This is a genomic window from Wolbachia endosymbiont of Anopheles demeilloni (assembly GCF_018491735.2).
In the GTDB taxonomy this organism is placed as follows: domain Bacteria; phylum Pseudomonadota; class Alphaproteobacteria; order Rickettsiales; family Anaplasmataceae; genus Wolbachia.
Genome location: NZ_CP084694.1, coordinates 263,174 through 278,490, shown reverse-complemented (window position 1 = coordinate 278,490; position 15,317 = coordinate 263,174). Strand labels below are relative to the sequence as shown.

11 protein-coding genes are annotated in these 15,317 nt (G+C 32.0%); 9 read left to right on the top strand and 2 right to left on the bottom strand.

Features of this window, described 5'->3' with window-relative positions; translation table 11 throughout:
• Positions 1–20 precede the first annotated feature (20 nt).
• Both JSQ73_RS01450 and JSQ73_RS01445 read right to left on the bottom strand, forming a co-directional pair.
• Positions 21–611 carry a COQ9 family protein gene (locus JSQ73_RS01450; RefSeq protein WP_214249716.1) on the bottom strand — a complete coding sequence of 197 codons (591 nt, stop codon included), beginning with the start codon at positions 609–611 and terminating at the stop codon, positions 21–23.
• Positions 612–629: 18 nt separating this feature from the next.
• Entirely contained in the window at positions 630–2,162 is a 1,533-nt protein-coding gene (locus JSQ73_RS01445; protein ID WP_214249715.1) for a Mur ligase family protein, read from the bottom strand.
• A 156-nt stretch (positions 2,163–2,318) separates the two neighbouring features.
• Here JSQ73_RS01445 and JSQ73_RS01440 point away from each other — a divergent pair, with 156 nt between their 5' ends.
• The 9 genes from JSQ73_RS01440 (at position 2,319) to JSQ73_RS01400 (ending at position 15,280) form a co-directional block, all read left to right on the top strand.
• Complete coding sequence (locus JSQ73_RS01440) at positions 2,319–2,465, top strand: hypothetical protein (protein WP_234301828.1); 147 nt, start codon at positions 2,319–2,321, stop codon at positions 2,463–2,465.
• 163 nt (positions 2,466–2,628) lie between these two features.
• Entirely contained in the window at positions 2,629–4,662 is a 2,034-nt protein-coding gene (locus JSQ73_RS01435) for a hypothetical protein (protein WP_234301827.1), read from the top strand.
• 12 nt (positions 4,663–4,674) lie between these two features.
• Positions 4,675–5,964, top strand: a complete 1,290-nt coding sequence (locus tag JSQ73_RS06705) for a hypothetical protein (RefSeq protein ID WP_369409693.1) — start codon at positions 4,675–4,677, stop codon at positions 5,962–5,964.
• Between the two features lie 220 nt (positions 5,965–6,184).
• Positions 6,185–6,343 (top strand): hypothetical protein, encoded by a 159-nt coding sequence (locus JSQ73_RS01425; protein WP_234301826.1) that lies wholly within the window; start codon positions 6,185–6,187, stop codon positions 6,341–6,343.
• Between the two features lie 27 nt (positions 6,344–6,370).
• On the top strand, positions 6,371–7,039 hold the full coding sequence (locus JSQ73_RS01420) for a helicase-related protein (RefSeq protein WP_234301825.1): 669 nt from the start codon (positions 6,371–6,373) through the stop codon (positions 7,037–7,039).
• 56 nt (positions 7,040–7,095) lie between these two features.
• Positions 7,096–8,505: a hypothetical protein gene (locus JSQ73_RS01415; RefSeq protein WP_234301824.1), complete on the top strand. Its 1,410-nt coding sequence runs from the start codon at positions 7,096–7,098 to the stop codon at positions 8,503–8,505.
• A gap of 75 nt (positions 8,506–8,580) precedes the next feature.
• Positions 8,581–9,294 carry a hypothetical protein gene (locus JSQ73_RS01410; protein WP_234301823.1) on the top strand — a complete coding sequence of 238 codons (714 nt, stop codon included), beginning with the start codon at positions 8,581–8,583 and terminating at the stop codon, positions 9,292–9,294.
• A 195-nt stretch (positions 9,295–9,489) separates the two neighbouring features.
• On the top strand, positions 9,490–14,970 hold the full coding sequence (locus tag JSQ73_RS01405; protein ID WP_234301822.1) for a DEAD/DEAH box helicase: 5,481 nt from the start codon (positions 9,490–9,492) through the stop codon (positions 14,968–14,970).
• Positions 14,939–15,280, top strand: a complete 342-nt coding sequence (locus JSQ73_RS01400) for a hypothetical protein (RefSeq protein WP_234301821.1) — start codon at positions 14,939–14,941, stop codon at positions 15,278–15,280. Before JSQ73_RS01405 ends, JSQ73_RS01400 begins: the two co-directional genes overlap by 32 nt.
• Positions 15,281–15,317: the final 37 nt, after the last annotated feature.

The window sequence follows — 15,317 nt, the reverse complement described above, 5'->3', positions numbered from 1 at the left end:
AACTCGTATAAGTAAAGAGGCTATAAGAAGTTTCTTACCATTCTATTCAAACGGGTTTTAAACTTTTGAAATGTCATGACATTGTTGATACGTTTGTCAAGAAACGACAGAGTATCTGCAAAATCTTCTGAATCATCATTGATAAAAAAAAGTATCGTACTTAAGTACACTCCAGCTAATATTGCTCTTTTTGTATAGTAGTTAAAATCTGTTGATTGATCATGAATGCCATACCAAATCGCGCTAACAGTTCTGTACAAGAGTTTACTAGAAAAATATGTATTTTGGGATAATATAGAGAATGATAAAACATTTTTTAAAAACTCTCTGTAATTTTGTAACTTAGCATAGTTTGAAAGGCGTATTTGGACAGCTAACTTTATCCGCTCTCTTACCTTCATATCTTCTAAATTGGAATTCCAAAGTTCAGTTTCCATTGAGCTATTTAAGTCCTCTGCTATGTACTCCAAAGCACTATATATTCCATTTTGAAATTTACAAAAACTATTGGCTAGGTTAAGGTTCGTGCACACTTTCAATAAGGTTGCATCACTTATTCTTTCAAATGGAATAACCTTAATCAGCTCATCTATTATTAACTTTTGTTCCATACAATATTATACTAAACATCACATATAATTGTACCTGAGATTTTCAAACATTCTGCAAAATGTTTCACCGCGCTCTTCAAAATTTTTCCACTGATCAAAAGAAGAACATGCAGGAGAAAGTAATATCGCTACTTCTTCTTTGCTATTTATGGCCTCTTCAAAAGCCAGTCTAAATGCGTTTTCTAGATTATAGCACTTCATATAATCTATTTTGTTCTCCATAATGTTTGCAAAAACTTCAGTTGATTCTCCAATAAGAAAAGCTTTTCTAATCTTGGTGAAATGCTTGCTTAATGATTCTATTCCGCCTTTTTTGCTTTTTCCGCCAACAATCCAATATATGTTTTTATAAGATAAAATTGCCTTTTCGGTCGATTCTGCATTGGTTGCTTTGCTATCGTTGATAAAAAGTACATTATGTATTTTGCCAAGAAATTCATTTCTGTGTCTTAGCCCTGGAAAGGATTTGATTTCATTGACAATAGTGCTGCTATCTATTCCAAGTAACTTGCACACAGCGTGTGCAGCTACTATATTTTCTACATTGGATACTAGGTTTACTTTCATATCACTCATTGATAAGTTGTGATTCTCTAGTTTTAGCGAGATCTCCTGAATCTCAGCACTCCTTTTGTCATCCAAGTAGCTGACACTGGGATCCAGATAATTTCGATCTATACCAGTAATCTGTTCACCATAATCAAGCAAATTGTTATCTGCCAATGATATTAGATCTCTTGCACTACCCTCTGTCATCTGAGTAGTTGGTAATGGTTTTTCTTTTCTGGTCATGCGCTGGAATGACACCAGGGAATATGTTACTGAAATTGGAATTTTGTTCCCAGTGAATTTATTGAATACATCAGCGGTAATTTTGTTATCACATCCTATCACGGCAATCTTGCTACTGTTTATCAGTTTTAATTTAGTTGCTATGTAGTTATTCATACTTCCATGTCTATCTATGTGGTCTGGTGTGATGTTGAGCAATACAGAAATGTCTACATTAATTTTATTTATTAGCTCCAATTGAAAAGAGGAGAATTCAATTACATAAATTTCTGCATCTCTTTCTAAATCCAAAATAGGCACACCTAAATTCCCGCCAATAGCTACTTTTTTCCCTGTTGATTTTAATATGTGCCCTATTAGTGACGTAGTGGTTGATTTGCCATTTGTTCCAGTGATACCTACAACCTTCTGGCTTGTAGTTTTAATTTCAAGAAATAGCTCAATGTCTGATTTTATTTTGCAGTCAAAGCTTCTTGCAAGTTTTACTACCCAATGCGCTGGTATTGGCACTCCAGGGCTCAAAATTAGTGTGCTTATCTCATGCCAATTATACTCATTGGGATGAGTAAAGTTACACTCTTTATATATCTTTTTTGCATTTGCTATTTGCTCTTTATTATCATCCCATGCATATATTTTTGCACTGCTTTTTGTTAGAGCATTAATAACGGACAAACCAGTTTTACCAAGGCCGAAAACCGCAACACTTTGATTTTTGTATTTGTTTAGTTGCACTTCTAGATAACTTATGCGAACCATTTTATAAAGATATAATACAAATTATAATGACTTCTTCCATAGTTTTTGGCAGTGCTTAACTTTATTGTCACAACCTTAGCCAATAGAAAACTCCTTGACACATTTTGCCAACTCCCTTACCATGATATGTATAACAATGTTACAAAAAGTAATATCATGGAATTCAAGAAGACAATTCCTAGAGGGTTACTCATCTATAAAAGGTCAAATCTTGTTAGCTATTTAGATGTAAAAGGTAAGCTAAATTTTTATAAGGAAAAAACAGCAATTGACCAAAAGAGAGCGCTGGACGAGGCAACTTAATTGATTTTCTATTTCAACCACCATAACTCAATCAACAAATTTTGAAAAAAAACACCGTGTTTTGAGAACCTTATTTATCGACATATAAAAATTTTTCTTGCCTCTTTTCAAAGAAAAAAACATCTTAAATTAAGAATATTGATAATTCTTTATAGGGTGTATTATGCACGTAGGAAATTCTAATAGTCAGCAGGTAAGTCAGAATTTGCTGTCTTTTTTAGCTGATTCCTATGATGAGGAGTACTGTGATGCTAGTGATAAGGTTGAGAGATCTTCTATATCTTGTAAAAGTGATTCTGACCTGGAGTCTATTCCTACTGTATCACATTTTAAGCAGCGTACTTGGAAAGACGGCAAGCCTGGAAAAGCTGGTCAAGGTAGCTCTAATGAAAATAAGGGAACAAGGAAGTCATTTGGTGAAAATGGATATATAGAGGGACAATTGGAGAATAATCATTTAATAAAACTAGATTCGTGTCAATTTACTCATCCATATAATAATAAAACAGTTTATATCAGGAAGCAAAGTCCAGGTTATTTATTTACTTTTGATCAGGAAAACTTTATTGCAAGAGTAAGCTTCAACAAGATTGAAGAGTTAGATTTTGCTGAGCATCCTATAGATATAAAACGAAATTTTCTTAAAAAGCTTAAAATTACTAAAATTATAGAAGATGAATTATTAAATGACAGGGATAAAGCTTATGAACAGTTTAAACAACTTTTGCAGGATAGAAGTGGTAAAACTGCAGATAATCTTGAGTATGCAGAGGATCTTTTTCAGTTTTCTAAAAGATTAGAAGATTGGAGAAAGTTCTTTAGTAATATATTGATATTGGATGATATAGTTAAGAATAAGAACATTTCGTGCGAGACGAATAGTAGTAATCAACAATTGCTTGATAGAGAAAGAGCTCTGGATATAAGAAAGAAAGAATTTTCTGAAATTGCTCAATTTTATACAATGGATTTACTGACAGGATTACAGCAGATCTGTAAAGGTGGAATAGATAATCATAGAAATACCTTATATGACAAGTATTTTTATTCTATTTCTATTATGCCAGATCATTTATCTCGCTTGAATGATAAGTCAATATTTTATATCAGCAATAAAGATATAGAATTGTTTGAAGACCTTATTGATATGATAAATAAGCAACCTTTTCTAGATTTTATAGGCAATTCGTGGGACATTTTGTTTAAAAATGTAGAGGAAATAAGGCAGTATGAGTCAGTAGGAAATTTTGCGCCTTTAACCAATCCTATTTATTTTTATCTTTGTAAGAGCTTTCAAGAGTTAATTTTAGAGATTAGTAGTAAAACAGACATTCCTGTTAATGATTTGCTTAAAAAAAATGAACAAGGAAAATGGGGCTTGATAAAAACTACAAATTGGCCATCAACTTCCTCTTTAAACCACTCTCTTGAGCAGCAATATCGCTTTATCTTTACACTAATGAAACATTTTGCACCAGGTTATTATTCTAACAAAAGGAAATTTGAGAATGATAAAACATTATGGCAATTTATCAAGAGCTTGTTTGTTAGCAGTGACGAGTTGTCAGCTATACCTGAAGAGCGCTTAGTATGGATTTATATTCTTAACAATGCTATTGTCAACCTACTTTCTAAAGAAGAATTAAAGTCATTTGAACCTCTCATGCAAGGCTATACGGATTTTATTAAAAACACCGAAGGTGATCATTATGAGTCATTTCGAATAGCAACACACAATGTTATAAGATTTATAGCACAAACAACTCCTTATCTCTCAAAAGAAACTTCAGAAGCCATTTTAACAAAACAAATAGAATCTATCAGGAAGGCATTTTTAGATAAACAATCTGATGATTTTAGAGACTTGGTGGATGTATATAATGAATATTGGAAGAATAGAAAATCTATTTTAGAAAAAATTCCTGATAAATTTCCTTATGGAAAGTTCAGGGAAAACATGGAAAAAATATGTCAAACACTACTTGATAGTGCAAGTACTGCACTTGATAAAAAAGCAAAATCACAAGGGTTCATTAAATACTTTAGATCGTTTAATGAATTTTTAGAAGATTTAAATGGTATAGAGTTTAGTTGGTTTATTAAAAAAGATGACATTAATAATCGTTTTACTGAAGTAGAGTTAGTCAATGCAGATAAAAATTCATATAAAGTTTTAAATCCTGAAAATTTCATTTAAAATTGCCAAAAAATCCCTAATCATTACCTTATTGAAATCACTCAAGATCTATTAAATAGAGTAAGTAATTTACTGAAGCAAAAGAAATGGTCTGATGACGATAATTTAAGTGCGGCAAGTGAGTTACTATCAGCAATTAAGAAATCTTTTCTTTATCTCAAGGAACAACCTAATTATATATCTTTCGACACATTCAAAGAAGAAAGTACCAAGCCGTTTATTTCTGTAGTAGATAATAGCAGCTCTTATAAGGATTTTAAAAAACGAATTGGTATCATAGGGGAATCTTTTTGGTATTTAAGAAAACAAGATGAGATTGATATAGATAAAGCTTTAGAGCTATATAGAAAAGAAAACAGTAACAGTGCAGTAGAAGCACTAAGGGATTGCTATAATATATACTTAGAAAAATTTAATTCTTACATACAAGAGACTTTCGGAAAAAGCTATCAAGATAAGATCGATTTTATTACTAAAGAAGTAAAGAAGCAATCTAAAGAAATTAAACTCCATGAGTGGAATTTAACATTCAAGAAAGAAATTTTGCCTGATCTTCTTGCTAGATTAGCTGCTGTGTGGTCTATACAGAAATCAAAAGATATTACAAGTACAGGAAAGAGCTTAAAGCCGCATTGCATTCAAATATTATGCATTTTGCGATTGTTAAGTGTTGATAAAGACTCTAAAGGTATTGATAAGCATCTTGCGCAAGTCTTAACAGGACAAGGCAAATCGCTTGTACTAGGTTTACTCTCTTCACTATTAGTATTGACAGGTCATAAGGTAAGAACTGTTTGTTATAGTGAATACTTAGCAGCTCGAGATCAACAAGATTTTGACAGCTTTTTTAAGAATTTTGGTATTCGTGATAAGGTAACTTATGGTACATTTGATGAGATGGCCGATGAAGTGATAAAGCTTGAGGTAAATGGCAAGAAGCAAGGGTTGCGAGAATTAGTTGAAGGCCGTATTTTAAATCATAGCGTGGAGCAATCTGGACAGATAAAGCAAGAGGATATCAGTAATACTACTCTTTTAATAGATGAAGTGGATGTTTTCTTTTCTGATCAATTCTATGGGAATACTTATGGTGCATGTAACACTATAGTTATTCCAGGACTAGCTAGTATTCAAGAAAAAATATGGGAAATGGCCAACAAAAATTATGAAAAAAGTACTATTTTGAAAGAGTTGGAAGAATTTACTAATAAAAAAATAGGAGAAAGAAATCACAATTTTAAAGAATTTAATAAATTTTTATTTAAACCTGAAAAATACTATCTTTTGAAAAAAAGAAGATAATGTGGTTATTAAAAAAGAATATACTAATCGTTCTCTCTATCAAGAACATCTAGAGGAAATGATTGATACTGCAATAAAGGTTGCAAAAGGAAGTGATCAAGACTGATACATTAACAACTATAAAATTAACGGTAAAGGAATCATAAGTTATAGAAAATCCGATGGGATTTATTCTACTCACACTTACTGTGGTTACTATAACATATTTAGTTATTTTAGATTGAAGGAAAAAGACTTTAATCGTGAAAATTATGGGTATTTGAATAGAGGTTGTGGTGCAGTATCTTATGCAAAATTGCCTGAAAAATATCCTCTTATCTTAGGAGTTAGTGGTACCTTAACTACGCTCAATGATCATGAGAAAAAAGCGGTAAGATAATCTTATAACATCAGAGAAAATTCCATCATGCCATCTTTTTTTGGTGATTCTCATTTGAAATTTAATTCAAGTGAAAATTTTACATCTCAGAATTCAGAAGAAGAATGGCTCAGTAAAATTTTTAATCGTGCAAACTCTAAGGTTGGTTCAGGACAATCAGTGTTAATATTTTTTGATACAGATGTAGAAATAAGAAAGTTTAAAGAAAAATTCTTCGGTAAATTTGATCGCTTACACATATTAACAGAAAATACGGAAGAGCATGCCAAAGAAAAGTACATCGATGAGGCAGGTATTGCAAAAACAATAACGCTAGCAACAAGAGGTATGGGTCGTGGTATTGATTTTAAGTCTAGTGTTGCTGTAGAAAATAGCGGCGGGGTGAATGTTATACAGACATTTTTTTCACTTGATATAAAAGAAGAAACACAGATTAAGGGCAGAACTGCACGTAAAGATAATAAGGGTAGTTATGAGTTGGTACTCTGTAAAGAACATTTGGTAAATGCTGGGTTTCTAAAAGAAGAAGAAAAAGAAATTACTATAAATTATGAAAGCTTGAATAAATCCAGAGAACAAAAAGTAAAAGAAAAAGGCTCAAAAAATGAAAAAAGAATTAGAGAGTCAGAAAGTAATCATAAGACAACGATGGATTTTCTTGAATCTTTTTTAAAAAAGAATGTAGCACTAATATAGATCAGCCATCTGTGGAATCAGCAGTAAGTAGACAACAAAATAGGTAGGAGTTATATATGTTTAATGTTCAAAATCAACAGATTAGTAACAGTGGAAAAAATGTAAGCTCTTTACTGAATATTGAGCAAGCTATTGAATGTTTAAATTCTTTGGGGAGTTGGGTAGGAAATGAGCCTTGGCTAGCAAACGTGTCAGAAGAATTAAATAAACGGTATAGAGAGTTAAGGAAGGACATAAGAGAAAATACTAATTCTTGGTCTTATTCGCAGTATTGTAAACGCTTAGCTTACCATTATTTTAACCTTACGTGCTATTATAATGATGAATTATTCAATAAGTATAAGATTGATTTAGACAGTATTCAAAGATATCTAGAAAAATGTTTAGAGAAGCTTGCTGAAGTTTCTAGCGAAGATTATTCAGGCGAGACAAAAGGATTAAAGAATAATGCTGAAAAATTTTTGGCAGAAGTAAATGAAATATACAAGCAGCAGAACAATCTGCTAACAAAATATGGCACTTCTAGTAAAATCGAAAAGTACACAAAATTATGTGTTGTTTTAGGTCATATCAACCATATTCCTTTGCACCAATGCTCTAATGAGAATAAGCAGCAGATTCAAAATATTCATCTGTTAAGAGTAATTAACATGCTAGAAGATGCAATTACTGTACCTGAGTACAAAAATACTTTCATTACTGCAGAGCAGTCTGACTATTTAGGTCAAGTGTATCAATTGGCTGGCCAACCTGCACTGAGTATACGATATAAGAGAATTAGTGACAATCTCAAAAAAACTGTAAATGCAACGAAGGAACATAGTGATAAGAAACAGGAGATAAAAGATATTATTAGCAAAGAAGTTAAAGAGTATAGAAGTAATTTAGTACAAGTTAAAGATTATATAGAAGAAAGGCTTCATAGATCGCTTAGCACTATTGACAATGCTTATATTGAGAGAAAATATATAAAATATTGCGCAAGGCTTTGGCTACAAAAAACAACAAATTTACTAAAAGAACTGACTGAAAGTAAAAGCCGTGCTGTTATTCAAGAAATTTTTAATTCACTAGATGATATAAAGGGTTTAAGCCGGATTCCTAATCCTTTAAACCAACTTGAGTGTTACATCCTTTTAATGAAGCACTATGAATTGGTTAGGAAAGAGGATGAAAAAATTTTCATAAGTCGGTTTAAAAAAGAGTGCTTGGAACAAATAGTTGCCTATAGTGATTCTGCTAAAAAGGAGTTAGTGCTTCTAGAAATTTTTGTTAATTTTTTAAGTTCCTCTAAAAATCTTCAATCAATTATTGCTGAACTGGAATTAGGAGACTTTTGTCATGGTGATTTATCGTTTGATGAATTGATCAATAATATTATGAAGCTTGAAGTAGATACTTATGGTGAAAATCTTACAGTTTTGCAAGAAGCAACAGAGGGCTTGGAGGAAGAAGATCTTTTTTAAATAGACAAGTTTAAGGAAATTATAGGTGCTTATATAAAACCAGTAGAAATACAAAAGAGAAGAATAGATAATCGATTGGTTGTTGAAGTAAAAGGGAAGAACATTTTTGTCAGTGAAATTTTACGGCAATTAGAAAATGCATTTTTAGAAAATCCAAATATAGAGGAAGTACGTTTTGTCGGCGCTGATATTATACATATTGATACAAACCTTAAGAGTAAAGTTTGGCAGGGAAGGAATGTAGTTATTTTAACCAAAGCAATAAAAGTTTATGATCAAGTAACCTGGGATGTGTCTGAAAAAGATAACGATCATACCTATTCCGATAATGCAGGTACTGGAAAAGATGGTAATGGTAAACAAGGAGCAGATGGTTATCCTGGGGAAAGTGGTGGCAATGTCCTGATTCTAGTAGAGAAAATAGAAAATCTGGAAAATTTTACCATTATTTCAAATGGTGGTAAGGGTAGTAAAGGACAAGATGGTGGAAATGGAAGAGATGGTAAGGATGGAGTAGGTATTACAAAAGCAGACTTTGATAATGAATTTCCTTCAGTTGTTAAGCTTGCTGCTCTACCAGGAGTTAGAAAGGAATTAGTCTCAAAAACTATTAAGAACATAAAGAAAAATTCCTTGATGATAAAAAACGAATTGTATAAAAACAGTGAAGACTGTTCAGCAGGTAATATTTTTATAGAAGTAACAAAAAATCAAGGAAGTGAGGTAATTTTTTCTTATTGTCATGGTAGCCTTTCATCGCGCTATCAAGCTTTTCTTCTCTATAAATGATCATTAGGGCAACCTGGAGGACATGGTGGAGAATATGGTTTAGGTGGTCAAGGAGGATATGCCGGAGAGATAATAGTAAGAAATCTAGAAAATAGCAGCCAGGAATTTGGCATTGTAAAAAATGCTACGCAAGTAGAAGAAGAAGAAAAAGGACAGGGAGTTCTACATGGTATCCATGGGAAAAATGGTTGGGATATGGTTTACTTGGACTATCAATCGTGGAAAGAATTTAAGTTTCGTAGTGGAGATCAAAACAGTAAATGTACACTAGAATATTATGATAAAGATAATGATCCAAGTGATCGAGTGTGGTGTACATATAAGGACAAATATGCTGGAATCAAGGCTACCAGTATTGAAAATAAAAAGCAAAAAAGGTGTGAAGAAAGAAAAAATACCAGACAAAACAATGACCGACAACATCACGCACAAGCTGTAAGGAAAAAAAACATTTCACAAAGTAGCATTTTAGCTAACTATTCTCATCATTTGAGCTCTATAGAAAGAAGTACGTTGCAGAATTTACAATCCGATTTAGAGAGTACTAAACAACGTGCTTTGCAAGCAATTGTTGAAAATCAAGAGCAGCAGGAAAAGCAAACTACAGAATTAGGAATTAGGCGTCATTCTTCTTACCAGAGTAAAAGTAAGCATTATAGCGATATCTTTACTACAACATCTAGTACCGCTTGCAGAGAGACCATTGATGTTAAAAGTTTGGTTGGTAAGCTAGCAAAAGAACCATCGCGGCTAGACAATTGGTTTCAGTTAAAAAAGGCAGAACTGAATTTATCTCAGCTTAGTCAGTTATTTTTAGTTTTTGAAACCTTAAAAGGTAGCTCTCCTGAAACGGGTAGCTTACAAAAGCATACAGAGCTACAAGACATAGAGAAGTTTTTAATTGATAAGTATAGATTTGCTACATTGCAAGAAATTGCAAAGCAATTACCACATTATCAAAAAGTGACAGATAATGTAGAATTAACACCTGAAAGTGCAGCAAGGTACCTTGTTGAAGCAAAAGAAAATGATAGCAATATCTCTCATGATGTTTTAGGAACGCTAAATCAGTATTTTTATGAACATAGTAAAGAGCAGAGTGAAAAAATTTCTAAATTTGGTAAAGAAGAATTAAAGAATACAGAGAATAAAGCTTTAAAATACTCAATTAGAGCGTTTGTTTTAGAAGTAGGAAAATTAGAAGAGGAACATACAGATGTTAAAAAATATTATAACGAATATAAAGAATTTCTAGAAAAACAAGAACGCAGTTTGAATATATTCTTTGAAGCGTTTAAAAGTGAGTTATCTCAGCCAAGACGTGCAGAAGTATTTGATTTATGGATTAAAAGTGTTAAAGACAAATCTTTAATAAGTAAGCTAGAGGAAAAAATACAAGAAGATAATTTTCTAAAAGTTCTTTATGATCGTTTTAATAATCAGCTTGAGCTAGAGTATGATTGGGATAAGTGTTGTAAAGATCAAGCTATTCTAAAAGATTATAATGATTATATTCAAGAAAAAGGACCATTATCAGGAAGTTACAGAGAATTATTAGCCTACGTTTTTGGTATTAACATCAGATTATATGTTGAAGATCAAGATAATAGATTGTTCCTGCGAGGTGATCACAACCCTTCATCTAAGAAAATTATTCACATATTATGTAGAGACAATAAATTTATACAATTAAATATTGATAAAAGCTACTTAAAGCTAGAAGAAGAGCGCAAAAAGAAAGATAGTCTTTATGCACAGATTTTTGCAGAAATTAGGCCATTTAAACAAAAACAGGAGTTCGATGATTACTTAAATAATCAAGCTTTTGTATCCAATAACAGTCCTTCAGAAGATGAACAATATTTTAATGAAGAGGAAGATATAGAAAAAATTATAGAATACTTTCCTGAAGGGGAAAAACAACAGTTAAAAGAGCGATTGAACAAAATTACATCTCAATATATTGGGCAGCAAGGAATTTTGCATAACATGTTGAAAAGCTTTTCTAGCGAAGGAAGATATGTATCCTCTCAAGAATTATGTTGTTTAGTGAACTCAATTCTAACCTTTATTATCGAAGATAGAAAAGAGATGAATATCTTTTGCTGGATAGTTGCAGCTTATCCTCAAAAGAATTGGATAGATGAATTGATATTATTGCAACTCGAAGATTATTTCAAAAAAACATTAATAGAGAAACCTGAATGGAGAAAGTACTTATCGAAAATAGAAAATAAGGACGTTTTACTGTTATTTAAAGTAAAGTTAGATCAACATAAATCAAGCAATCCTATTTCTACTCAATGTATTGAAGATACTCTACGTTTATTAAGTAACGTTCCGAATGAAATAGTTAGTCTGGAAGGAATAGAATTAACAGAGTGGCCTTATGCTCTAAAAGAAAAATACTGGACATGCAGGCTGTCAAAATTAGTAGATTGGCAAGAGAGTGACTTACCGGCAGCTTCTTACTATCTTTTATCTATAGAGAATATTTTTGGCACTTTTTTAGCAGAGAAATTTATAGAGACTCTAGAAAAGAAAGAATTGTCATCTGATAAGCTTACTAACATTTTATCTAATTTTCATAATGAAAAATGGAACTTAAGTGAAAAAGAGTTAAATACCCTTAACAGTTGTAGCATTGATAAGTGGGAACGGGCAATGCAGGAGAAGTTTACTGCTAATAAAGAAGAACGGAAGATAACGCAGTTAGTTGAACTAATTAAAGGTGATGCTAATACTTCGAAAGAAATTTTAAACAAATTGCCAAAAATTAAGAATTATATTGAAAGTGTTGATAAGTATACAATTGCTGAAAAACCTATAGGTAGTTTTACGGAAGATGATATTAAAAATTGGGTAAAAGAATTTCAGAGCAATATTGGTAAAGGAAAGCAAGATATTAAAGAGGAAATGCTTGCTGTAATATGTAGAGCAATAGAGTTAAAAAAAGAATTAGAACTAAAAAGAGTATTTAAGCTTCGTGATACTCAAAAATTAACTGTATTAGCATTGTTGACAAATGATCGTAGTACCCTAGCACAAGTATCTACTGGAGAAGGCAAATCATTAATTGTAGTAGCAGCATCAATTATGAAAGCACTTTGTGGAGAGAAAGTAGATGTTATAACTAGTTCTTCTGTATTGGCAAAACGTGATGCTGAGGATAATAGAGATATCTATAATTTGTTTGGTATTAATGTATCACATAACTGTAGTGAAGATATTGAAAAAAGAAAGGAAGCATATTCAGGTAATCAAGTAGTATATGGTGATTTATCTAATTTCCAGCGCGATTATTTATTAGATAAATTTTACGGGAAAAATATTTTAGGAGATCGTAATTTTAACAATGTAATTGTTGATGAAGTAGATAGTATGTTGCTCGATAAAGGTAACAATATGTTGTACTTATCTCATGATCTGGCAGGCCTAGATAAGCTGGAATCTGTTTACATTTACATTTGGCAGTGGATTAATAGACCAGCTAGAGATAATAAAGAATTTTGCTATGCTTTTGATGCTAAAGCAATTAAAGAAGCAGTGATAAGTGACTTATATGGATTGGTGAAAAAAGAAGATATTCGAAAGCTTGGGTCTGAATTAAGCGAGCAGCAAAAAAATATTATGTGGGAACGTTTAATCAAAACTGAGATATTAGATGATCAGGGCAAATTGTTAAAAAGAAACATTAATGACAATGAACTTAATAAAGTACTTTCACCTGAATTTAATTGTTACAAAGATCGTCTTCTTTACCTTTTAAAAGAGTGCATTGAAAGAGAGAAATTTATACACGTTCCTAATAATCTCAGACCGTTTATTGAACAGCACTTAGAATCTTGGATTAATAATGCTATAACCGCGTTCTTCATGAAAGCAGGAGAGGATTATGTAGTGGATGTAGATAAAACCGGAAGTAGTCCAGATCGCAATCCTAATATTACAATTCTTGATAGGGATACAGGAACAGATCAAGCAAATTCTCAGTGGGATGAAGCACTACACAAACTTTTGCAACTCAAACATGGGTGTAAATTATCTTTACAAAGCTTAAAAGCTGTTTTTATCTCTAACGCTTCTTTTTTTAAATTATATAGCAACTTATATGGGCTAACAGGCACCTTAGGTTCACAGAGAGAAAGAGATTTATTGAAGGATATACATGAGGTAGACTTTGTAACTATCCCTACAGCCAAGTCTAAGCAATTTCATGAGGAAAAACCTATTCTTTGTACTGGCAAAGATGAATGGATAAAGTGCATATATAACAAAGCAAAAAAGCTCACTGATGGAGAAAAACGATCTGTTTTAATCATCTGTGAAACAGTAAATGATGTAGAGACTTTATACAAAGCTTTTGGAGAAAAGGATGCAAAACATGTTCATACATATACACGAGATTACGAAGAGTTTGATAAAGGGTTTGAAATTGTTCAAGGTAACAAAGAGTTGGGGCAAGGACAGATTATTATTGCAACAAACCTTGCTGGTCGTGGAACTTACATAAAAATTACAGAAAAATTGAGGAAAGCAGAAGGATTACATGTTTGTTTAACTTACCTACCTAGCAATATTCGAGTTGAACAGCAATCATTTGGGCGAGCAGCAAAAAGTGGAGACCAAGGTTCTGGTCAGTTAATCATCATGGGTACAAAAGGACAAGAATATAGTAACTTTAAAATACTTGATTTAAAGAAAGAGCGTGATGCTGAAGAGTTGCGTCGTATATCTGATATAAAAGCCTACTATGAAACTCAGATTATCATAGAAGAAAACTACTTTAAAAAGTTCAAAGAGCAGTATGAGCAATTGAAGAAAGACCTTGATGATAAAAAAGTACCTACTGAAGTTAAAGGAATTTTATTGCAGAGTTGCTTGGACAAATGGGCTTTCTGGTTAGATGAACACAGTAAATATGTAAGAAATTTAACAGGTGAACAGGATAAAAGAAATCTTTCCAATCTACTGGACGGATTTATTTCACAATTAAAGAATTTAGACACTGGTTATAGCGAAAAGAGGTTACCTTCGTATGACGGGCCTCCAACTCTAATTATTGAACATGATAGCACAAGCTGGTTAGCTTGGGTTGAAGGGAATCCAATTCAAATGATTAAACTTGGAAAGTATCTCTCTCAAAATGAGGAACATAAAAATGCCATTGAGCTGTTTGATGAAGTGATTAAAAAAGAGCCATATTTTTCTGAACCAGCACGTTATTACAAGGCATTTGCGTTAGTAAAGAAGGTTGATTGGGAACAGAAGCCTTTAAAAGAAGATGATGAGAAAGTTTTGAAAGAATTTAAGCAAGAATTGCGAGAAGCTGCAAGGCTTTTAGATGAGCATAGTAAATTTGCTATCAATGCAACAGGTATTATTGGTAAGATTAAGAAGAATAATAACGAAAGTATCATTCAAATCGATGCCTATGAAGAACAGCAGAAAAGCATAGCCAATCTTTACTCTATGTTTTCACGATCTATAGATGATATTTTTGGCCACACCATTACTTCACAATCTTTTGTTAATTATGATATTAAGGAAGAGCTAGCTGAAAGTATATATAAGGATCTTCTTGAAAAAGATATTCTAGAAAAGCCTAGAGTAGATAAAGAACATTGCCGAAGAAGAGCTAAAAGTGATCAGTGCTGGATATGGAGTATCATTTGAAATATTAAAAAATTTTCTTTCCAAATATGAAGGGAAGGAAATGAATGAGAAAGAATTTCAAAAAGAATTAAAAAAAGAAGTACAATTGCCTAGCAGAGAAGCATTTTGGAAGTCATTGATTAAACAAAAAATCTTAAATGAAGAAGTTAAGTGTGTTGTAGTTAATAATGAAAAATTGAAAGAAACAGATCCTTCATTATTGGATCATCTGACTGGAAAAATAAACCAAAAAGAGTTAGAAAAGCAAACTCTAGAGCTCAATAATGAACAGATTCTTTTAAACGCAGAATGGGTTACGCAAAAAAAATGAAGGTAATATTTTTAAAAAAGATGACTTTATAAAGATT

What these genes read in the sequence shown, in the direction of transcription:
- JSQ73_RS01445 (WP_214249715.1), bottom strand. Translation starts at nt 2,162, where the DNA reads ATGGTTCGCATAAGTTATCTAGAAGTGCAACTAAACAAATACAAAAAT.
- JSQ73_RS01420 (WP_234301825.1), top strand. Translation starts at nt 6,371, where the DNA reads ATGCCATCTTTTTTTGGTGATTCTCATTTGAAATTTAATTCAAGTGAA.
- JSQ73_RS01405 (WP_234301822.1), top strand. Translation starts at nt 9,490, where the DNA reads ATGGTTTACTTGGACTATCAATCGTGGAAAGAATTTAAGTTTCGTAGT.
- JSQ73_RS01435 (WP_234301827.1), top strand. Translation starts at nt 2,629, where the DNA reads ATGCACGTAGGAAATTCTAATAGTCAGCAGGTAAGTCAGAATTTGCTG.
- JSQ73_RS01415 (WP_234301824.1), top strand. Translation starts at nt 7,096, where the DNA reads ATGTTTAATGTTCAAAATCAACAGATTAGTAACAGTGGAAAAAATGTA.
- JSQ73_RS01450 (WP_214249716.1), bottom strand. Translation starts at nt 611, where the DNA reads ATGGAACAAAAGTTAATAATAGATGAGCTGATTAAGGTTATTCCATTT.
- JSQ73_RS01440 (WP_234301828.1), top strand. Translation starts at nt 2,319, where the DNA reads ATGGAATTCAAGAAGACAATTCCTAGAGGGTTACTCATCTATAAAAGG.